Here is a 21,618-nt window from a genome sequence, read left to right on the forward strand (position 1 = left end):
CTATCACGCCCCTACGCTCGTGATAGCATCCGCGCCTATGAAGTTTCCAGGAAGATTTACCAGCGGTTTGCTCGTGCTGTTCAGCAGCGTAGCGGCCCTGGCGCAAAGTGAATTGGACGTCAGGATCAAACCGTCCAACGATGAACTGAAGGCCAATATAGAGGGCTATATCGGCAGCCTCGGCGATCGCGATGAAGAAGCCCTGTTGCGCTTTCGTCGTGGCGCCGAAGAGCAGGCACGCAAGGCCGCCCAGGCCTTGGGTTATTACCAGCCCCATATACAAAGCGAAGTCAAAAACGGCAAGTCGCCACGGTTGGTGTTGAACATCGACCCCGGCGAGCCGGTGCGTTTGCGCAACGTGACCATTCGTGTCGACGGCCCGGCCGCGAGCCTCAAATCCTTTCGTGTACCCAAGAGCGACCTGCTCAAATCCGGTGCTGTGCTTAATCACGGCCATTACGAAGACGCCAAGCGGCTGATCCAGAATCAGGCTTCGCGCTTCGGCTTTTTCAGTGGGCGCTTTACCAGCCAGAAACTGTTGGTCGATCCTCGGGCTGGTGTCGCCGACATCGAGCTGATTTACGACAGTGGCCCGCGTTATGCCCTGGGCAAGGTCAATTTCACCGGCGATACACCGTTCGACGAAGACCTGCTGCAACGCATGGTGCCGTTCAAGAGCGGGGCACCGTATGACTCCGAATTGATCGCCGAGCTCAACCAGGCGTTGCAATCGAGCGGCTATTTCGACGCGGTGCGGGTGGATGCGGCGCCGACCGCTGCGGCCAACGATGTGATTCCGGTGGCGGTCAAACTCGACACGCGCAAGCCGCGCACTATGGGCCTGGGTCTGGGCTTCTCCACTGACGTCGGGCCTCGGGCCAAGGCCAACTGGACCCGGCACTGGGTCAACGCGCAAGGCCACAGTTATGGTTGGGAAGCGGAAGTCTCGGCGCCGCGGCAGAACGTCGGCCTCTGGTACGACGTGCCACTGGATCCGCCGCTCACCGACAAGCTGCGTTTTGCCGGTGGTTATCAAAATGAAGAACTGGCCAACACCGACAGCTTGAGCAAATTGCTGACGGTGGGCCCTGAATGGCACAGCAAGTTGCCCAGCGGCTGGCAGCGGGTGATTTCGTTGAAATGGCAGCGTGAGGAATATCGCCTTGGCGACGATTCGGGCCTGAGCACCTTGCTGATGCCTGGCATCAGTTATTCCTATCTGCGCAGTGACAACCGCATCGACCCGCACAACGGTTACCGCTTGCAGTTCGAGAGCAAGGTGGCCAAGCAAGGGGTGGGTTCGGACAACAACGTGGTGTATGGCACTGCATTGGTCAAAGGCATCACCACGGTGTGGGACAACCATCGGTTCCTCGCTCGGGCACAGTTAGGTGGCAGTGCCACCAATGGTTATCGAACCATACCGCCGTCATTGCGCTTCTTTGCCGGTGGCGATCAGAGCGTGCGCGGTTACGACTACCAGAGCCTGTCCCCGGAAAACTCCGCCGGCGAGCGCGTGGGTGGACGTTACATGGTGGCTGGCAGCCTCGAATATCAATATTCCATCGCCGAAAAATGGCGGATCGCAACCTTTGTCGATCAGGGCAACTCGTTTAACACGCTGGACCTGCCGAGCCTCAAGACCGGGGTTGGCGTTGGTGTGCGCTGGGTTTCGCCGGTCGGGCCGATCCGCCTCGACCTGGCCCATGCGCTGGATGATCCCGGTGGTATTCGTTTGCACTTTTCCATGGGGCCTGAGCTGTGAAGCGTGGTTTGAAAATAGCGCTGCTGGCGATGCTCTCGCTGGTGGCGTTGCTGTTGCTGAGCATCGGCGCCTTGCTCGGTACACAAGCCGGCAGCCGTTGGACGCTGGGCCAGGTGCCGGGTTTGAGCACGGAAAATTTCCAGGGTCGCCTGGGCGGCCAATGGAGTGCCGATCATCTGCTGTGGCAGCAAACGGGCAGTCGGGTTGAGCTGAACAAACCGGTGTTTGCCTGGTCGCCGCTGTGCCTGTTGCGCATGACCCTGTGCATCGAGCAGTTGAAGGCTGAGCAAGTCATTCTGCAATTTGCCCCGAGCAGCGAAGCCAGCAGCGGGCCGATCAGCCTGCCCGAGTTGAAAATGCCGGTGGCGATCCAGTTGGGCGAGGTGCAGATCGGCAGCCTGTTGCTCAACGGCAGCGAGCAGCTCAAAGACCTGCAACTGGCCGCGCACTGGACGGCCAAGGGCTTGCAGATCGACTCCGTACATCTGCAACACGACGACCTCAGCCTGGATTTGTCCGGGCTGCTGCAACCGACCGGCAACTGGCCGCTCAGCGCCGAAGGCAAGCTGACCTTGCCGGCACCGGGTAAAGCACCGTGGACGCTGGCGCTGAAAATCGACGGCGATTTGCTGAAAACCCTGAACCTCAACGCCGACAGCAGCGGTTACCTGCAAGGTCAACTGACGGGCGAGTTGCAACCGCTGGTGGAAAACCTGCCGGCCAAGGTGCGGATTACCGCCGATGGCTTCAAAGCCAGTGCGGATTTGCCGGACACCTTGCAGCTCAATCAGCTGGAACTGACCGGCGATGGTGATCTGAAAAGCGGGTACCAGTTGCTCGGCAAAGCGACATTGCCAGCGGAGCAGGGCCCGATCGCGTTGCAGCTGCAAGGCAAGGTCGACGCCAAAGGCGCGCAGATCGCCGGGCTCGATCTGAGCGCCAATGACACGCAAAACCTGAAGCTGAGCGGTCAGCTCGATTGGTCCGAGGGCCTGAGTGCCGAGGCGAAAATCGATTGGCTGGACTTCCCGTGGCATCGGCTGTACCCGCTGATCGACGAACCCCAGGTGGCGCTGCGCAGCTTCAACGGCGAGGTGTCCTACCGCGACGGCAACTACCTGGGCAACTTCAAGGCAGCGCTGGATGGCCCGGCCGGAGCGTTCAGCCTGAGCAGCCCGTTCAGCGGCGACCTGACGAAAATCTTCCTGCCGGAATTCAAACTGGCGGCCGGGCAGGGCAAGGCCGAAGGGCATTTGAACCTGCAGTTCGCCGATGGCATTGCCTGGGATACTGCGCTGGATTTGTCGGCGATCAACCCGGCGTACTGGCTGGCGGAGCTGCCGGGGACCCTGGCCGGTCCGTTGCGCAGCAAGGGTGAAATGAAAAACGAACAACTGAGCCTCAACGCTGACCTCGACCTCAAGGGCAAGCTGCGCGGTCAGCCGGCCGTCTTGCAAGCCAAGGCCGATGGCGCGGGCGAGCGCTGGAACCTCAGCGCACTGCACATTCGTCTGGGCGACAACCGCATCGATGGCAGCGGCAGTCTGCAACAGAAACTCGCCGGCCAGATCGACATCAAGGCACCACGTCTCGGCCAGCTCTGGCCGCAGTTGCGCGGTCAGCTCAACGGTCGGGTTGACGTAGCCGGCAACCTCCAGGCACCGCAAGGCAAACTCAGCCTGCAAGGCGTGCAATTGGCGTTCAACGATAATCGCCTGCAAAGCCTGAACCTCGACGCCAGTCTCGACAGCGCGCAGCGGGCGAAAATTGACCTCAAGGGCAGCGGCATTCAGGCCGGCGACACTCAACTGGGCACGCTGACCGCCAGCGGCCAGGGCGATATCAAAAACCAGAAACTGCAAGTGGACCTGCTGGGCCCGCAACTGAAACTGGCGCTGGGCCTCGACGGCAATCTGGATAAAGGCAATTGGCGCGGCCGTTTGGCCAGTGGCGACATACAGGCTGGCGGCCAGGACTGGAAGCTGCAAAATCCGGCAAAAATCGAACGCCTGGCCGACGGCAAATTGACCTTCGGCGCGCATTGCTGGATGTCCGGGCAGGCCAGTCTGTGCGGCGAAGACCAGCGGCTGATGCCCGAGCCGAAACTGCGTTACCACCTCAAGCAGTTTCCGATCGACAGCCTCGCGCAATGGCTGCCGAAAGATTTTGCCTGGCACGGCAAGCTCAATGCCGATGTGCAACTCGACCTGCCGGCCAGCGGCCCGAAAGGTCAGATCATGGTCGATGCCAGCGGCGGTACATTGCGCATGAAGGAAAAGGATCAGTGGCTGGATTTCCCTTACCAGACGCTGAAACTGACCAGCAGCCTGAACCCGAAACGCATCGACACGCAGCTCGACTTTGTCGGTGGCAAGTTGGGCGAGCTGATGGTTCAGGCGCAGATCAATCCGCTGCCCAGGAACAAGCCCTTGAGCGGCTCGTTCCGTCTGAGCGGTCTGGACCTGTCGGTGGCGCGACCGTTTGTGTCGATGGTCGAGAAACTCACCGGGCGCTTGAATGGCAGCGGCAGTTTGTCGGGCGGGCTGCTGGCGCCGCAGGTCAATGGCAACCTGACCCTCAGCGACGGTGAGATCTCCGGCCCACAGCTGCCGACGCGATTCGAAGCGTTGCAGCTTCAGGCGCAGATTGCCGGCGAAAGCGTGCAGCTCAATGGCGGCTGGAAAAGCGGCAAGGCCGGGCAGGGCAGCTTGAACGGGCATGTTGCCTGGGGTCAGGCGTTGGTGGTGGATCTGAGCCTCAAAGGCACACAACTGCCGGTCACGGTCGAGCCGTATGCCGTGCTGGAAGTGGCGCCGGACCTGAAAATCTCGATCAACAACGACAAACTGGCGATTGTCGGCAAGGTGCAGGTGCCCAAGGGCGAAATCACCGTGCGTGAGTTGCCGCCATCAACGGTCAAGGTCTCCGATGACACGGTGATCGTCGGTCACCAGACCGAAGCGGGCAAACCGCCGATGGCCATGGCAATGGACATCGATGTGGTGGTAGGCGAGGACAAGCTCAGCTTTGCCGGGTTCGGCCTGACGGCGAACCTGCAAGGTCATGTGCACATCGGTGACAACATGGACACCCGCGGCGAGCTCTGGCTCAACGATGGCCGTTATCGAGCGTACGGCCAGCGCCTGACGGTACGGCGTGCGCGGCTGTTGTTTGCCGGGCCCATCGATCAGCCGTATCTGGACATCGAAGCGGTGCGCCAGACCGACGACGTGATCGCCGGTATTCGCCTGAGCGGCAGCGCCGAGCAGCCGACCACGCAGATCTTCTCGGAACCGGCGATGAGTCAGGAACAGGCATTGTCCTATCTGGTGCTCGGGCGTCCGCTGACCAGCAACGGCGAAGACAACAACATGCTGGCTCAAGCCGCGCTGGGACTGGGCTTGATGGGCAGTTCCGATCTGACCGGCAGTTTAGCCAAGGATCTGGGCATTCAGGACTTCCAGCTCGACACCCAGGGCAGCGGTACCACCACCAGCGTGGTGGCCAGCGGCAACCTCTCCGAAAAACTCAGTTTGCGTTACGGCGTCGGCGTATTCGAGCCGGCCAACACCATCGCCTTGCGCTACAAGCTGAGCAAAATGGTCTACCTGGAAGCCGCCAGCGGCATCGCCAGTTCGCTGGATATCTTCTACAAGCGGGATTTCTAAACCCGTCCCCGATTGGGGCCGCTCCCTGTGGCGAGGGGGCTTGTCGGAACGCCGCACCGCCCCGTTGGGCCGCGTAGCGGCCCCAAATCTGCAATCACATTCGTTCAGGCACACGTCGATTTTGATATCGACGGCTGCTGCGCACCCGAACGGGGCGGTGCGGCGTTCCGACAAGCCCCCTCGCCACAATGATTGCGATCTTATTCCCGCCATTTATCAGCTAATTACAAAGCTACCTAACTATTGCGTTGACATTCGCTGCCTAAGCAGTAATATCTGGACATACTTTCCCTGCCTAGGCAGCTAATGGGTGGTCAGATGAAACATTTCACGCCAGACGAATTCCAGAATTGCCACCTCGGTCTCTTGCTCGGGCGCGCCGCGCTGCTCAAGGACCGGATCATCGATACGCACATGGAACCCCATGGCATCACCGCCGCGCAGTTCAAGGTGCTGATCATCATGGCCCAGTTTGGCGTCGATACCCCGGCTGAGCTGTGCCGGCACCTGTCATTGGACAGCGGTTCGATGACCCGCATGCTCGATCGTCTGGAACAGAAGGGTTTTCTCTCCCGCCAACGCTGCGAAGGCGACCGCCGTCAGGTACGGCTGGTGCTGACCGGGGAAGGCCAGAAGCTGGCCGACCGTCTGCCGCATATCGGTGCCGAGGCGATGAACGAACTGGCAGGCGCCATCACTCCAGAAGAGTTGAAAACCCTGGAGCAGATCCTGAAGAAAATTTTGCTGGCGGCCGGTGATCCGATCACCGTGCTGCGGGTAGGTGACAAATGAGCAGTAAAACTTTGCGTACCCGCGTCAGCCTGGTGCTGTTGGCCATGAGCCTGGCCGGGTGTGCCAGCTACAGCGGCCTGAACACCCAAGGCGTGAGCCTCGATGCGAAAACCCTCAAAGCCGGGCAGTCCCTCAACGGTGTCAGCCTGTCGCCGGCGGCCTGGCCAAAAAGCGACTGGTGGAAAAGCCTTGGCGACCCGCAGCTCGACGGCCTGATCCGCGAAGCCCTGCACGACAGCCCGGATATGCAGATCGCCGACGCCCGTGCCCACCAGGCCAGCGCCGCCGCTTATGCCGCCGATGCCGCGCGGATGCCGACCCTCGACGCCAGCGCCAGTGTCAGCCGCTCGCGCCTGGCGCGTGACAAGGACCCGACCGGAGCGGGCGGCAACTACGCCACGGTGCGCAGCATCGGTGCCAGCTTCAATTACACCTTCGACCTTTGGGGCGGTCAGCGTGCCACCTGGGAAGCGGCGCTGGGCCAGGCCCGCGCGGCTGAAGTCGATCAGCAAGCCGCACAGCTGACCTTGTCGGCCGACGTTGCCCGCGCCTACAGCAACCTGGGGCAAGCCCATATTGTTTATGACCTGGCTAACGACGACCTCAAGCGCACCAAGCAAATGCTCGATCTGAGCAAGCGCCGGCTGAGCTCCGGCATCGACAGCCAATACCAGTATCAGCAAACCGAAAGCCTGGAAGCCAGCTCCGAAGCGACGTTGATCGACGCTGAAAAGACCCTGCAGAGCACGAAAATCGCCCTGGCCGTGCTGCTCGGCAAGGGCCCGGATCGCGGTAATGAGATTGCCCGGCCGAAAATCCTTCAGGCCAGCGCCGTGGCGTTGCCGTCGACTTTGCCGGCCGAGTTGCTCGGTCGTCGCCCGGACCTGATCGCCGCGCGCTGGCGGGTCGAGGCGGCGAGCAAAAGCATCGACGCCGGCAAGACAAAGTTCTACCCGAACCTCAATCTGAGCGCAGCCGCCGGCACCGAGTCGTTGTTGGGTGACGCGATGTTCGGCTCGGCGAGCCGCTTCTTCAACATTATGCCAACCGTGTCGTTGCCGATCTTCGATGGCGGCCGCTTGCGCGCCAACCTCGATGCACGCGACGCCGACTACGACCTCGCCGTTGCGCAGTACAACAAGACGCTGGTGAAAGCGTTGGGGGATGTCAGCGACACGATTTCCCAGTTGCGTGACATCGGTCGGCAGATCGGTGCGCAGCAACACGCCACCGACATCGCCCAGGATTCTTACAACACGGTGGTCCAGCGTTACGGTTCCGGCATCGGTAACTACCTGGACGTGCTCAGCATCGAGCAGCAATTGCTTCAGGCCCAGCGTCAGTTGGCGAACCTGAATGCCGAGCAGATCGATCTGTCGATTCAACTGATGCAGGCACTGGGCGGCGGATTTCAAGCCGGCACCCTGGCCGCGGCCACCCCATCCCCAGCGCCTGCCACGCTGAATCAATAATTCAAGGTACTTGTCATGGCCACTATCGAAAACAACCCAACGCCTGAAAGCGCCCAAGACGCGGGCAACCCAGGCAAGCGCAAATTCATGCTGCTGGTGCTGACGATCCTGGTGATTGTTGGCTGCCTGGGTGTCTGGGGCTGGCACGAACTCTACGGACGCTGGAGCGAAAGCACCGACGATGCCTACGTCAACGGCAACGTGGTGGAAATCACTCCGCTGGTCACCGGCACGGTTGTCAGCATCGGTGCAGACGATGGCGATCTGGTCCACGAAGGCCAGGTGCTGGTCAACTTCGACCCGAACGACGCGCAAGTCGGCCTGCAAAGTGCACAAGCCAATCTGGCCCGCACTGTGCGCCAGGTGCGTGGCCTGTACAGCAACGTTGACGGCATGAAAGCCCAGGTCAACGCGCAGAAAGCCGAAGTGCAGAAGGCTCAGGACAACTTCAATCGCCGGAAGAATCTGGCGGCGGGCGGTGCGATTTCCCAGGAAGAATTGTCCCACGCACGGGATGACCTGACCTCGGCGCAGAACGCCCTGGCCAATGCGCAGCAGCAACTCGCCACCACCAGCGCGCTGGTCGATGACACGGTGGTTTCGTCTCACCCGGACGTCCAGGCCGCTGCTGCACAAGTGCGTCAGGCTTACTTGGCCAACGCCCGCAGCACGCTGATCGCACCGGTCACCGGTTATGTGGCCAAGCGCACCGTACAGCTTGGCCAACGGGTCCAGCCGGGCACTGCGTTGATGGCGGTGATCCCGCTGGATCAACTGTGGATCGACGCCAACTTCAAGGAAACCCAGCTGCGTGACATGCGTATCGGTCAGCCGGTGGACATCGAAGCCGACCTCTATGGCAGCGAAGTGAAATACAACGGCACCATCGACAGCCTTGGCGCCGGGACCGGTAGCGCATTTGCCTTGCTGCCGGCGCAAAACGCGACCGGTAACTGGATCAAGATCGTTCAGCGGGTGCCGGTGCGGATTCACATCAACGTCGAGCAACTGGCCGCCCATCCATTGCGGGTGGGCCTGTCGACGATGGTCAGCGTCAACCTGCACGACCAGAGCGGTCCGGTGCTGGCGCAGCAATCGCCACAAAAGGCTTCGTTCAGCACCAACGTCTACGACCGTCAGTTGGCCGAGGCCGACGCGATGATTACCCGCTTGATCCACGACAACAGCTCACTGGCGGCCAAAACCGCTCAACGCTGATTCGCCAATCCCTCAGCTGCGGCCGTAACGGTCGCAGCGACTGCCTCGTTTCAAAGGATTCGCGATGAGTATTAACGCGTCTTTCAAGCCGCCCAGCCTGGTGCTCAGCACCATTGGCCTGTCGCTGGCGACCTTCATGCAGGTGCTCGACACCACCATCGCCAACGTGGCCTTGCCGACCATTTCCGGCAACCTGGGCGTGAGTTCGGAGCAGGGCACCTGGGTCATCACGTCGTTCGCCGTGAGCAACGCCATCGCGCTGCCGCTGACCGGCTGGCTGAGCCGGCGCTTCGGTGAAGTGAAGCTGTTTCTGTGGGCTACGATTTTGTTCGTGCTGGCGTCGTTCCTCTGCGGGATCTCGACCTCGATGCCTGAGCTGATCGGCTTTCGCGTACTTCAAGGCCTGGTGGCAGGTCCCTTGTATCCGATGACCCAGACCCTGCTGATCGCGGTCTATCCGCCGGCCAGGCGCGGCATGGCCCTGGCGCTGCTGGCGATGGTGACGGTGGTGGCGCCGATTGCCGGTCCCATCCTCGGCGGCTGGATTACCGACAGCTACAGCTGGCCGTGGATCTTCTTTATCAACGTACCCATCGGGATTTTCGCGGTAATGGTCGTGCGCCAGCAACTGAAGGCGCGGCCAGTGGTGACGAGTTACCAACCCATGGATTACGTCGGTCTGATTACATTGATCATTGGTGTCGGCGCGTTGCAGATCATCCTCGACAAGGGCAATGACCTGGACTGGTTCGAGTCGAACTTCATCAGTATCGGTGCGGCTATTTCGGCGATTGCGCTGGCGGTGTTCGTGATCTGGGAGATGACCGACAAGCACCCGGTGGTGAATCTGCGGCTGTTTGCCTATCGCAATTTCCGTATCGGTACCATCGTGTTGGTCCTGGGTTACGCCGGGTTCTTTGGCATCAACCTGATTCTGCCGCAGTGGCTGCAAACCCAGATGGGCTACACCGCGACCTGGGCCGGATTGGCGGTGGCACCGATCGGTATTCTGCCGGTGCTGATGTCGCCGTTTGTCGGCAAGTACGCGCACAGGTTCGACCTGCGGCTGCTGGCCGGGCTGGCGTTCCTGGCAATTGGCCTGAGCTGCTTCATGCGCGCCGGCTTCACCAATGAGGTGGACTTCCAACACGTGGCACTGGTGCAGTTGTTCATGGGGATTGGCGTAGCGCTGTTCTTCATGCCGACCCTGAGCATTCTGATGTCGGACCTGCCACCGCATCAGATCGCCGATGGCGCGGGCCTGGCGACATTCTTGCGGACCCTGGGCGGCAGCTTTGCGGCATCTCTGACCACCTGGATCTGGATCCGTCGCGCCGATCAGCATCATGCTTACCTGAGCGAAAGCCTCAGCACCTTCGACCCGGCGACCCGCGATACGCTGAATACGTTGGGTGGGGCGGGGAATCCGGCGTATGCGCAGCTCGATCACCTGCTGACCAGCCAGGCGTACATGCTTTCCACCGTGGATTACTTCACGCTGCTGGGCTGGGGCTTTATGGGATTGATTCTGCTGGTATGGCTGGCCAAGCCGCCGTTTGCGGCGAAGGCGGGGCCGGAGGCGAGCGGACATTGAGTTTAAGGCTCAAGAACCACCCCTCACCCTAACCCTCTCCCCAGAGGGGCGAGGGGACTGACCGAGGTGTTTTTCAGAGTTACTGTGACCTGAAATATCGAGTCGAGCTCAGGTCTGAAAACGATGAAGATCTGCTCCCTCTCCCCCTTGGGGCGGTCCGACGTTTCGGGAGGGTTGGGGTGAGGGGTGGTTTTCAGCCGTTCGGCAATGCCAGCTGTGGCGGCGGTACAAAATCAAACGCCGCCAGCTGAAACCCCTGCTCATCCACCTGCAACGCCCAGCCCTGGCGATCCCAATCCCCCAGCACAATACGCTTGGCCGCTTGCTCGCCAATCTGCAATTTGTGGATGGCGGGGCGGTGGGTGTGGCCGTGGACCAGGGTTTTCACGCCGTATTGCTGCATGATCCGCGGGATTTCCTCGGGGGTCACATCGACGATGTCGTTGGCTTTCATCCGGGTTTGCGCGCGGCTTTCGCTGCGTAGCTTGCGCGCCAGTTTGCGGCGGGTGCGCAGCGGCAGATGGCGCAGGATGAACAAGCTGATGGGGTTGCGCAGATAACGGCGCAGTTTCATGTAGCTTTCGTCACGGGTACACAGGCTGTCGCCGTGCATCAACAGCACCGGCTCACCTGCAAGTTGCACGACACTAGGATCCTTGAGCAAGGTGCAGCCGGCTGTTTTGCAGAAGGCCTTGCCGAGCAGAAAATCACGATTGCCGTGCATCAGAAAGATTGCCGTGCCGCTGTCGCTAAGTTCGCGCAGGGCCTGGCAGATGGAGCGTTGGAAGGGGCTCATGGCGTCGTCGCCAATCCACACCTCGAAAAAGTCGCCGAGTATGTACAACGCTTGTGCCGAACGGGCACGGGTGGCGAGCAAATCCAGAAACGCCCGGGTAATGTCCGGGCGTTCCTCTTCCAGATGTAAATCTGAAATCAGCAATATCACTCAATGATCTCGGCTTTCTCGATGATCACGTCGTCTGCGGGTACGTCCTGGTGGCCGGACTTCATGGTGGTCGAAACACCTTTGATCTTGTCGACAACGTCGGTGCCGGCGGTCACTTTGCCGAACACGGCATAACCCCAGCCCTGAGCGTTCTTGCCGCTGTGGTTGAGGAAGCTGTTGTCAGCGACGTTGATGAAGAATTGTGCGGAAGCCGAATGCGGCTCCATGGTGCGCGCCATGGCGACGGTGTACTTGTCGTTGGAAAGACCGTTGTCAGCTTCGTTCTGGATGCTTGGACGCTTGTCTTTCTTTTCCTTCATGCCTGGCTCGAAACCGCCGCCCTGGATCATGAAGTTGCCGATGACACGGTGGAAAACGGTGTTTTCGTAGTGACCGGCTTTAACGTATTCGATGAAGTTGGCCACGGTGATCGGGGCTTTCTCGGCGTTCAGTTCCAGGACGATGTCGCCGTGGTTGGTGGTCAGTTTGACTTGAGTCATGATTACTACTCTATTCAAGGAATTCGTGGCTTTCGGGGCGCCGCGTGACGCGTGCGAGCCCGTACCTGTTTGGCAAAAAATCGCCAAGGTGCGCAGTTTAGCGCGATGGCCGCGAATTTCGAGGCTGTTTTTCAAATCAGGTGCATTAAACGCACCTGTTTTAGGGCCTGCTCTGTCAGGCGCTTGACCGCATCGGCTATGATAGCGGCTTTGTTTTGTCAGGCCCTTTATTCTGGCCACGCACTTGTACGTTCAAGGATCCTATGAGCAAGCCCACTGTCGACCCTACCTCGAATTCCAAGACTGGCCCTGCCGTGCCGGTCAATTTCCTGCGGCCGATCATCCAGGCGGATCTGGACTCGGGTAAGCACACGCAGATCGTCACCCGTTTCCCGCCTGAGCCCAACGGCTACCTGCACATCGGTCACGCCAAGTCGATCTGTGTGAACTTCGGCCTGGCCCAGGAGTTCGGTGGCGTGACGCACCTGCGTTTCGACGACACCAACCCGGCCAAGGAAGACCAGGAATACATCGACGCCATCGAAAGCGACGTCAAGTGGCTGGGCTTTGAGTGGTCCGGTGAAGTGCGCTATGCCTCGCAGTATTTCGACCAGTTGCACGAGTGGGCGGTCGAGCTGATCAAGGCGGGCAAGGCCTACGTCGACGACCTGACCCCTGAACAAGCCAAGGAATACCGCGGCAGCCTGACCGAGCCGGGCAAGAACAGCCCGTTCCGCGACCGCTCGATTGAGGAAAACCTCGACCTGTTCGCCCGCATGAAGGCCGGCGAGTTCAAGGACGGCGCACGCGTGCTGCGGGCCAAGATCGACATGGCCTCGCCGAACATGAACCTGCGCGACCCGATCATGTACCGCATCCGTCATGCCCATCACCACCAGACCGGTGACAAGTGGTGCATTTACCCGAACTACGACTTCACCCACGGTCAGTCGGACGCCATCGAAGGCATCACCCATTCGATCTGCACCCTGGAGTTCGAAAGCCATCGTCCGCTGTACGACTGGTTCCTCGACAGCCTGCCAGTGCCGGCGCACCCGCGTCAGTACGAGTTCAGCCGTCTGAACCTGAACTACACCATCACCAGCAAGCGCAAGCTCAAGCAACTGGTCGATGAAAAGCACGTCAATGGCTGGGACGATCCTCGAATGTCCACGCTGTCGGGCTTCCGCCGCCGTGGCTACACGCCGAAATCGATCCGCAACTTCTGCGAAATGATCGGCACCAACCGTTCCGACGGCGTCGTCGACTTCGGCATGCTCGAATTCAGCATCCGTGACGACCTCGACCACAGTGCCCCGCGCGCCATGTGCGTGCTGCGTCCGCTGAAAGTCGTGATCACCAACTACCCGGAAGGCCAGGTCGAAAACCTCGAACTGGCGTGCCACCCGAAAGAAGACATGGGCGTGCGGGTTCTGCCATTCGCCCGTGAGATCTACATCGACCGTGAAGACTTCATGGAAGAGCCACCGAAGGGCTACAAGCGCCTGGAGCCAGCCGGTGAAGTGCGCCTGCGCGGCAGCTACGTGATCCGTGCCGACGAAGCGATCAAGGACGCCGATGGCAACATCGTCGAACTGCGTTGCTCGTATGACCCTGAAACCCTGGGCAAGAACCCTGAAGGCCGCAAGGTCAAAGGCGTGATCCACTGGGTGCCGGCCGCGGCCAGCGTCGAGTGCGAAGTGCGTCTGTACGATCGCCTGTTCCGTTCGCCGAACCCGGAGAAGGCCGAAGACAGCGCGAGTTTCCTGGACAACATCAACCCTGACTCACTGCAAGTCCTCACCGGTTGTCGTGCTGAACCCTCGTTGGGCAACGCACAGCCGGAAGACCGTTTCCAGTTCGAGCGCGAAGGTTACTTCGTTGCGGATATCAAGGACTCGAAACCAGGTCAGCCGGTATTCAACCGTACCGTGACCCTGCGTGATTCGTGGGGCCAGTGATTTAGCGTCAAGGAATTAACGTGCTTACGATCTACAACACGCTCACCAAGAGCAAAGAAGTCTTCAAGCCGCTGGATGGCAACAAGGTGCGCATGTACGTCTGCGGGATGACCGTGTACGACTACTGCCACCTGGGCCACGGCCGCAGCATGGTCGCGTTCGACCTGGTGACCCGCTGGCTGCGGTTCAGCGGTTATGACCTGACCTACGTGCGCAACATCACCGACATCGACGACAAGATCATCAATCGCGCCCGTGAAAACGGCGAGTCGTTCGAAGCGTTGACCGAGCGCATGATCGCGGCGATGCACGAAGACGAGTCGCGCTTGAACATCCTCAAGCCGGACATGGAGCCGCGCGCCACCGGCCACATTGCCGGCATGCACGCGATGATCCAGACCCTGATCGACAAGGGCTACGCCTACGCACCGGGTAATGGCGACGTGTACTACCGCGTCGCGAAGTTCATGGGCTACGGCAAGCTGTCGCGCAAGAAGATCGAAGACCTGCGCATCGGCGCCCGCATCGAAGTCGACGAGTCGAAACAGGACCCGCTGGACTTCGTGCTGTGGAAAGCCGCCAAACCGGGCGAGCCGAGCTGGGAATCGCCGTGGGGCGCCGGGCGTCCGGGCTGGCACATCGAGTGCTCGGTGATGTCGACCTGCTGCCTCGGCGAGACCTTCGATATTCATGGCGGCGGCAGCGACCTCGAGTTTCCGCACCATGAAAACGAAATTGCCCAGAGCGAAGCGGCTACCGGCAAGACCTACGCCAACGCGTGGATGCACTGCGGGATGATTCGCATCAATGGCGAGAAGATGTCCAAGTCCTTGAACAACTTCTTCACCATTCGCGACGTGCTCGACAAGTACCACCCGGAAGTCGTGCGCTACCTGCTGGTGTCGAGCCATTACCGCAGCGCGATCAACTATTCGGAAGACAACCTCAAGGACGCCAAAGGCGCTCTGGAGCGTTTCTACCACGCGTTGAAAGGCCTGCCGACGGTTCCGGCCGCCGGTGGCGAAGCCTTTGTCGAACGTTTCACCCAGGTGATGAACGACGACTTCGGCACGCCGGAAGCCTGTGCGGTGCTGTTCGAGATGGTGCGCGAGATCAACCGTCTGCGTGAGAGCGATTTGAACGCGGCGGCAGGTCTGGCGGCGCGCTTGAAAGAACTGGCCAGTGTGCTTGGCGTGTTGCAGCTTGAAGCCGATGACTTCCTGCAAGCCGGCGCTGAAGGCCGGGTTGATGCAGCAGAAGTCGAGGCGCTGATTCAGGCGCGCCTGACCGCCCGTGCCAACAAGGACTGGGCCGAGTCGGACCGCATCCGCGACCAGCTCACCGCCATGGGTGTGGTGCTGGAAGACGGCAAGGGCGGCACGACCTGGCGTCTGGCTGACTAAAGCCTGCTTGAGCTAAAAACAAAACCCGCCTTGTGCGGGTTTTTGTTTGATGGACGTAATCTTTGTCGAGATAGAACGGGTTAAACCAAAATAGCGAGTGATGTGTATTTGGCGACTAAAGGGTCGGCGGTGAGTAGCTTCATTGGTTCTGTGATTGCAGTTGCAACAATAAGGCGATCGAACGGATCGCGATGGTGATGTTCGAGGTCTTTCACTGCAATGGCGTGTTCTGAAGTGACAGGCAACTCTATGAAACCGCTTTCGAGGCAGTATTCTCGAACCTCTTCCAAATCAACGCTTAGCTTTCCCAGCCCAACCTTGATCGCCATCTCCCAGAAAGTAGCTGCGCTGATGTAAATCTCAGCGGCGCTCTCAATGAGTTTTCTGGCTCTGCCGGATAGTCTTGGGTCATCACTGAGAGTCCAAAGCAGAATATGTGTATCGAGTAAGACCCTCATCCATGAGTCCCTTCAAATGCGTCCAGCATCTCGTCCGGTAGCGGCGCATCAAAGTCTGCAGGCAGGGTCAGTTTGCCTTTCATCGCTCCGATGCGCCGTCCGGAGGGTTTTCCCACGGGAACAAGGCGGGCAAGGGCTCGGCCATGTTTAGCGATCGTGATGATCTGTCCGGAAGCAGCGTCATCGACCAGTTTGGACAAATTGTTTTTTGCTTCACCTAACGGAACGATGATCATGATGCCCCTCCAATATTCTGGACAAATATAGCCAGAATTTTTTGGGTAGGCAAAGGTGAGCGGACAATAGGTCAAGTTGTCATGTGTCGAGTTAGCGGTGAAAGGTCGATAGGTTATTGAAGTTGCTGGCGATTCGGGAATACCCCTTACCAGAATGTTGCGTTGTTGCTCAGTCGCCAGGCATTTAAAACCTTCGACCACTTCTGAAAAAATACCCCGTTTCATCGAATGCTCCTGATAGCCCGTCACTCACCTTAGCGCTCAGTAGCATCAGCTGGATGTCAGCTGCCACCGGTCTCTTTGCAGGCATATTCCGAGAAAGGGGAGAGCAGTCCCCCCAAACGCAAAAACGGCACCCGAAGGTGCCGTTTCTGTTTTTGCTGCGTGTCGCTTAAGCGATCAACCCGCCAGGCCAGTCTGCTGAACCAGTGCCAACAACGGCTGTGGGTACAGGCCGAGGAAGAACGCCAGCACTGCGATGGCCAGCAGCATCACGCCGCCTGCCTTTTGTTCCCAGTGCAACTGAGCGTCGACGCGACGCAGGTTTGGCTCGATCAGGTATAGGGTGACCATGACGCGCAGGTAGTAGAAGACGCCGATGGCGCTGCCCAGTACCAGGGAGCCGACCAGCCACCATTGGTGAGATTCGACACCGGTGGCGATGATGTAGAACTTGCCGATGAAGCCTGCGGTCAGCGGGATACCGGCCAGCGACAACATCATCACGGTCAGAACGGCGGTCAGGTACGGACGACGCCAGAACAGGCCGCGGTACTCGTACAGCGCGTCTGCGTCACGACCTTTGTACGGCGAGGACATCAGGGTGATCACGCCGAAAGCACCGAGGCTGGTGATCACGTAGGTGACCAGGTACACGCCGATGGCTTCCATCGCCAGACCCTTGCTCGCCACCAGGGCGATCAGCAGGTAACCGAAGTGCGCGATGGACGAGTAACCCAGCAGACGCTTGAGGTTGCTCTGGGTCAGCGCCAACAGGTTACCGAACAGGATCGAGGCAATCGCGATCACGGTCAGCACGGTGCTCAACACACCGCTGCTGGCCACTGGCGAGATCTGGAACAGACGCACCATGACCGCGAATACGGCAACTTTCGAGGCGGTGGCCAGGAACGCTGCAACCGGTGCCGGAGCACCTTCGTAGACGTCCGGCGTCCAGAGGTGGAACGGTACCAGCGACAGTTTGAACGCCAGGCCGATCAGCATCATGCCCAGGCCCATCTGCGCCAGCGGGCTTGGCAGGCCGGTGGCCGCAAGGGCGTGGCCGATGCCGCTGAAGCTCAGGGTGCCGGCTTCGGCGTAGAGCAGGGCCATACCGAACAACAGGAACGCCGAACCGGCTGCCGACAGCACCATGTACTTGATGCCGGCTTCCAGTGAGCGCTTGTTGAAGAAGGCATAGGCCACCAGACCGTAGACCGGTACCGAGAGCAGTTCCAGACCAACGAACAACCCGGCCAGGTGCTGCGCGCTGACCAGAACCAGGCCACCGGCGGCAGCCATCAGGATCAGCAGGTACAGTTCTTCACGGTTGCCCGGGTAACCCGTACCGCCTTCGCCGAGGTAGGCATGGGCGAGGGTAACGCAAGCGAGGGTGGCGACCAGGATCAGCGCCATGTACAGGCAGGCAAAGCTGTCAATCTGCAGCAAGGGCGTCACGGCCAGAGGCGCGACTTTCAGGGCTGGCAGGATCGACAGCAAGGCCAGGTTCAGACCCGCTACCGACAGCAGGAAGGTCTGTGAGTGGTTGCGGCGCCAGGCGATCGCCAGCATCACCACGATGATCGTGGCGCTGGTGATCAACAATGGCGCAAGCGCGATAAAGTGTTGAATCGTAAAGTCCATAGCGCTCTTACCGGGCCGAAGCGAGTTGAGTGAAGGCGGTACCGAACCATTGCTGCACGCCATGCATCGTCGCGGCAGAGGTATCGAGGAACGGTTGCGGGTAGACGCCGATGTAAATCAGCAGTGCCGCCAGTCCAACCACCATGATCATTTCGCGAGTATCCATGCCATGCAGCACGGCATCCGATTTGGACGGACCGAAGTAGGCACGGTGAATCATGATCAGCGAGTAGACCGAACCGAACACCAGGCCGGCGGTCGCGATCACGGTGACCCACGGCGCGCTGGCAAAGGTGCCGATCAGGATCAGGAACTCACCGACGAAGTTACCGGTCACCGGCAAGCCCAACGAGGCTGCAGCGAAGAACAGGCTGATGGCGGGCAGGTAGGCGATCTTCGACCACAGGCCGCCCATCTCACGCATGTCGCGAGTGTGGGTGCGCTCGTAGAGCTGGCCGCAGAGGATAAAGAGTGCCGCTGCCGACAGGCCGTGCGCGAGCATCTGGATCACTGCGCCTTGCAGGGCCAGTTGGCTGCCGGAGTAGATGCCGATCAGTACGAAGCCCATGTGCGAAACGCTGGAGTACGCAACCAGACGCTTGATGTCGGTCTGGGCGAAAGCCAGGAACGCACCGTAGAAGATCCCGACCAGGCCCAGGGCCATGGCGAACGGCGCGAACTCGGCCGACGCATTCGGGAACAACGGCAGGGCGAAACGCAGCAGACCGTACGCAGCGGTCTTCAGCAGAATACCGGCCAGGTCAACGGAACCCGCAGTCGGTGCCTGTGCGTGAGCATCCGGCAGCCAGGAGTGGAACGGCACTACTGGCAGCTTCACCGCGAAGGCGATGAAGAAGCCGAGCATCAGAACGTACTCGGTGGTCAGCGACATCTTGGTTTTCAACAGGTCGGCGTAGTTGAAGGTAATCACGCCTGTGCTGTTGAAGTTGACCAGTACCAGACCCAGGATCGCCACCAACATGATCAGGCCGCTGGCCTGAGTGAAGATGAAGAACTTGGTCGCCGCGTAGATCCGGGTTTTCTTGCCGTCCGAAGAACTGTGACCCCAGAGCGCGATGAGGAAGTACATCGGCACCAGCATCATTTCCCAGAAGAAGAAGAACATGAACAGGTCGAGGGCCAGGAACACGCCGACGACACCGCCCAGGATCCACATCAGGTTCAGGTGGAAGAAGCCAACATGACGCTGGATCTCTTTCCACGAGCAGAGTACCGAGAGGACACCCAGCAGACCGGTCAGCATGATCATCAACAGCGACAGGCCGTCGAGGGCCAGGTGCACGTTGATGCCGAAGCGCTCGATCCAGACGTGCTTGAATTCAAGCGCCCAGGTCGGATCGGCGCCAGGTGCCGGTGCAAATGAATAGTTACCGTGGGCCCACAGCCAGAGGCCGAGAGCGAGTTCCAGGGACATGGTCAACAGCGCAATCCAGCGGGGGAGGGTAGCGCCGAAGCGCTCACCCATCCAGCACAGCAGGCCGCCGATGAAGGGGATCAGGATTAGCCATGGCAAAATCATGACGGGCTCGTTTCCTTTCGCAAGTTCGCAAGGTTCATATCAGACCGCTACCAGCACGACAGCGCCGATAACCAGCACGGCACCAGCAGCCATCGAGGCGGCGTACCAACGCAGTTGACCTGTTTCGGTACGGCTCAGGGAGTTGTGACCCCCTTTGGCCATACGCGGGATCAAACCGATGGTTTGGTCGAACGGGTCTTTGCGCAGCATGTGGCTGATCGCAAGGTACGGCTTGACGAACAGTTTGTCGTAGATCCAGTCGAAGCCCCAGGCCGCGAACCACCAGGCTGTCAGCAGACGGCCGATGCCGCTGTTGGCGATGGCGGTGACGAAGCGACGCTTGCCGAGGAACAGCAGCGCGGCCAGCAGGATACCGGACAGGGCGATAGCACCCGAGGCCAGTTCCAGGCTGTGCTTGGCTTCGCCGCCGGCATGGCCAACGCTTTCTGGCAGTACGCCGTGCAGTGGCGGAACGATCATCGCGCCAATGGCGGTCGACAGTACGATCAGCACCGACAGTGGCAGCCAGTGAGCAATGCCGTGGCCGGCGTGGGCTTCGGTCTTCACTTCACCGTGGAACGCGATGAAGATCAGGCGGAAGGTGTACAGCGAGGTCATGAAGGCACCCACCAGACCGGCATAGAGCAGACCGTGGTTGCCGCTGGCGAAGGCTTCCCAGAGGATTTCGTCTTTCGAGTAGAAACCTGCGGTTACCAGTGGCAGGGCCGCAAGGGCCGCGCCGCCGACGATGAAGCTGGCGTAGGCCAGTGGCAGTTTCTTCCACAGACCGCCCATCTTGAAGATGTTCTGCTCGTGGTGGCAGGCAACGATCACCGAACCGGAAGCAAGGAACAGCAGGGCCTTGAAGAACGCGTGGGTCATCAGGTGGAAGATCGCGCCTTCCCAGGCACCCACGCCCAGCGCCAGGAACATGTAGCCGATCTGGCTCATGGTCGAGTAGGCGAGGATACGTTTGATGTCGGTTTGTACCAGGGCTGCGAAACCGGCGAGCACCAGGGTCACACCGCCGACGATGCCGACCAGGTGCAGGATATCCGGCGCCAGGGCGAACAGACCGTGCGTACGGGCGATCAGGTAGACACCGGCGGTCACCATCGTCGCGGCGTGGATCAGTGCCGAAACCGGGGTAGGACCGGCCATTGCATCCGCCAGCCAGGTTTGCAGCGGCAGTTGTGCGGATTTACCGACAGCGCCGCCCAGCAGCATCAGGGTCGCCATGACGATCCAGAAGTCACCGGTCTTGAAGTGCTCAGGCGCTTTGACCAGCAGCTCTTGAATGTTCAGCGTGCCCAACTGCTGGAACAGGATGAACAGGCCGATGGCCATGAACACGTCGCCGATACGGGTGACGATGAAGGCTTTGAGTGCGGCGTTACCGTTGTTGCGGTTGCTGTAGTAGAAACCGATCAACAGGTAGCTGCACAGGCCCACGCCTTCCCAACCGAAGTACAGGAACAACAGGTTATCGCCCAGCACCAGGAACAGCATGCTGGCGATAAACAGGTTGGTGTACGCGAAGAAGCGCGAGTAACCGTCTTCACCGCGCATGTACCAGGACGCGAACAGGTGGATCAGGAAGCCCACGCCGACGACCACACCCAGCATGGTCACGGACAGGCCATCCAGGTACAGGGCGAAGTTCGGCTTGAAGTCGCCTACCGACATCCACTGCCACAACACCTGGGTGACGTGACCGCCTTCAGGCGGCGCGACGTTGAACTGCCAGATCACATAGGCAGCAACGATCGCCGAGAGGCCGATGGAGCCGACGCCGATCAGCGCCGAGAGGTTTTCCGAGAGGCGGCCGCGTGAGAACGACAGCAGCAGGAAACCGATCAGGGGGAATACGAAAGTCAGATAGAGAAGGTTCATCCGCGCATCTCGCTGGCAGCGTCGATATCGAGAGTGTGGAAGCGGCGATGCAGCTGCAACAGAATCGCCAGGCCAATACTGGCCTCGGCGGCTGCCAGGCTGATCACCAGGATGAACATGATCTGTCCATCCGGCTGGCCCCAACGGCTACCGGCAACGATGAACGCCAGTGCGGAGGCATTCATCATCACCTCCAGGCTCATCAGCACGAAAAGAATGTTGCGGCGGACCATCAGGCCAACCAGACCGAGGCAGAACAGGATGCCGGCAACCGCCAGACCATGCTCGAGAGGGATAGCAGGCATAAAG

General features: G+C 60.2%; 16 protein-coding genes. 8 read left to right on the forward strand and 8 right to left on the reverse strand.

The features are described 5' to 3' along the window. Positions 1–37 precede the first annotated feature (37 nt). The 6 genes from KRR23_RS05025 (at position 38) to KRR23_RS05050 (ending at position 10,509) form a co-directional block, all read left to right on the forward strand. A complete protein-coding gene (locus KRR23_RS05025; protein ID WP_216741610.1) occupies positions 38–1,765 on the forward strand; it encodes an autotransporter assembly complex family protein in 1,728 nt (575 codons plus the stop codon). Further along, a complete protein-coding gene (locus tag KRR23_RS05030) occupies positions 1,762–5,433 on the forward strand; it encodes a translocation/assembly module TamB domain-containing protein (RefSeq protein WP_216741611.1) in 3,672 nt (1,223 codons plus the stop codon). Before KRR23_RS05025 ends, KRR23_RS05030 begins: the two co-directional genes overlap by 4 nt. A gap of 318 nt (positions 5,434–5,751) precedes the next feature. After that, positions 5,752–6,225, forward strand: coding sequence for a MarR family winged helix-turn-helix transcriptional regulator (locus KRR23_RS05035; RefSeq protein WP_054598367.1), 474 nt, complete (start codon positions 5,752–5,754; stop codon positions 6,223–6,225). Further along, positions 6,222–7,697 (forward strand): efflux transporter outer membrane subunit, encoded by a 1,476-nt coding sequence (locus KRR23_RS05040; protein WP_216741612.1) that lies wholly within the window; start codon positions 6,222–6,224, stop codon positions 7,695–7,697. The genes KRR23_RS05035 and KRR23_RS05040 overlap by 4 nt, the downstream gene beginning before the upstream one ends. Before the next feature lie 15 nt (positions 7,698–7,712). Then, positions 7,713–8,915, forward strand: coding sequence for an HlyD family efflux transporter periplasmic adaptor subunit (locus KRR23_RS05045; protein ID WP_216741613.1), 1,203 nt, complete (start codon positions 7,713–7,715; stop codon positions 8,913–8,915). A 64-nt stretch (positions 8,916–8,979) separates the two neighbouring features. Next, on the forward strand, positions 8,980–10,509 hold the full coding sequence (locus tag KRR23_RS05050) for a DHA2 family efflux MFS transporter permease subunit (RefSeq protein WP_216741614.1): 1,530 nt from the start codon (positions 8,980–8,982) through the stop codon (positions 10,507–10,509). A 193-nt stretch (positions 10,510–10,702) separates the two neighbouring features. On the opposite strand, the gene KRR23_RS05055 is transcribed toward KRR23_RS05050, so the two are convergent. Both KRR23_RS05055 and KRR23_RS05060 read right to left on the reverse strand, forming a co-directional pair. Continuing rightward, positions 10,703–11,455, reverse strand: a complete 753-nt coding sequence (locus KRR23_RS05055; RefSeq protein WP_216741615.1) for a UDP-2,3-diacylglucosamine diphosphatase — start codon at positions 11,453–11,455, stop codon at positions 10,703–10,705. After that, complete coding sequence (locus KRR23_RS05060) at positions 11,452–11,955, reverse strand: peptidylprolyl isomerase (protein ID WP_216741616.1); 504 nt, start codon at positions 11,953–11,955, stop codon at positions 11,452–11,454. Before KRR23_RS05060 ends, KRR23_RS05055 begins: the two co-directional genes overlap by 4 nt. 263 nt (positions 11,956–12,218) lie before the next feature. Between KRR23_RS05060 and KRR23_RS05065 the strand changes: the two genes are divergently transcribed. Both KRR23_RS05065 and cysS read left to right on the forward strand, forming a co-directional pair. Next, on the forward strand, positions 12,219–13,916 hold the full coding sequence (locus KRR23_RS05065) for a glutamine--tRNA ligase/YqeY domain fusion protein (protein ID WP_216741617.1): 1,698 nt from the start codon (positions 12,219–12,221) through the stop codon (positions 13,914–13,916). Between the two features lie 20 nt (positions 13,917–13,936). Next, positions 13,937–15,319 (forward strand): cysteine--tRNA ligase, encoded by a 1,383-nt coding sequence (cysS, locus tag KRR23_RS05070; RefSeq protein WP_019689810.1) that lies wholly within the window; start codon positions 13,937–13,939, stop codon positions 15,317–15,319. A gap of 80 nt (positions 15,320–15,399) precedes the next feature. Here cysS and KRR23_RS05075 read toward each other — a convergent pair whose 3' ends face one another. The 6 genes from KRR23_RS05075 to nuoK all read right to left on the reverse strand — a co-directional run bounded on the left by KRR23_RS05075 (position 15,400) and on the right by nuoK (position 21,614). Then, on the reverse strand, positions 15,400–15,777 hold the full coding sequence (locus KRR23_RS05075) for a type II toxin-antitoxin system VapC family toxin (protein ID WP_216741618.1): 378 nt from the start codon (positions 15,775–15,777) through the stop codon (positions 15,400–15,402). After that, complete coding sequence (locus KRR23_RS29025) at positions 15,774–16,238, reverse strand: type II toxin-antitoxin system Phd/YefM family antitoxin (RefSeq protein WP_253911930.1); 465 nt, start codon at positions 16,236–16,238, stop codon at positions 15,774–15,776. The genes KRR23_RS05075 and KRR23_RS29025 overlap by 4 nt, the downstream gene beginning before the upstream one ends. A 174-nt stretch (positions 16,239–16,412) precedes the next feature. Continuing rightward, the gene (gene nuoN / locus KRR23_RS05085) at positions 16,413–17,876 is read right to left on the reverse strand and encodes an NADH-quinone oxidoreductase subunit NuoN (RefSeq protein WP_019689813.1); all 1,464 of its coding nucleotides are present in this window, start codon (positions 17,874–17,876) and stop codon (positions 16,413–16,415) included. Between the two features lie 7 nt (positions 17,877–17,883). After that, entirely contained in the window at positions 17,884–19,416 is a 1,533-nt protein-coding gene (gene nuoM / locus KRR23_RS05090; protein WP_216741619.1) for an NADH-quinone oxidoreductase subunit M, read from the reverse strand. A 39-nt stretch (positions 19,417–19,455) separates the two neighbouring features. Further along, on the reverse strand, positions 19,456–21,309 hold the full coding sequence (nuoL, locus tag KRR23_RS05095) for an NADH-quinone oxidoreductase subunit L (protein WP_216741620.1): 1,854 nt from the start codon (positions 21,307–21,309) through the stop codon (positions 19,456–19,458). After that, positions 21,306–21,614 carry an NADH-quinone oxidoreductase subunit NuoK gene (gene nuoK, locus KRR23_RS05100; protein WP_054597859.1) on the reverse strand — a complete coding sequence of 103 codons (309 nt, stop codon included), beginning with the start codon at positions 21,612–21,614 and terminating at the stop codon, positions 21,306–21,308. Before nuoK ends, nuoL begins: the two co-directional genes overlap by 4 nt. Positions 21,615–21,618 lie beyond the last annotated feature (4 nt).

This window comes from Pseudomonas sp. CVAP#3 (assembly GCF_018986375.1).
Taxonomy (GTDB): Bacteria; Pseudomonadota; Gammaproteobacteria; order Pseudomonadales; family Pseudomonadaceae; genus Aquipseudomonas; species Aquipseudomonas helvetica.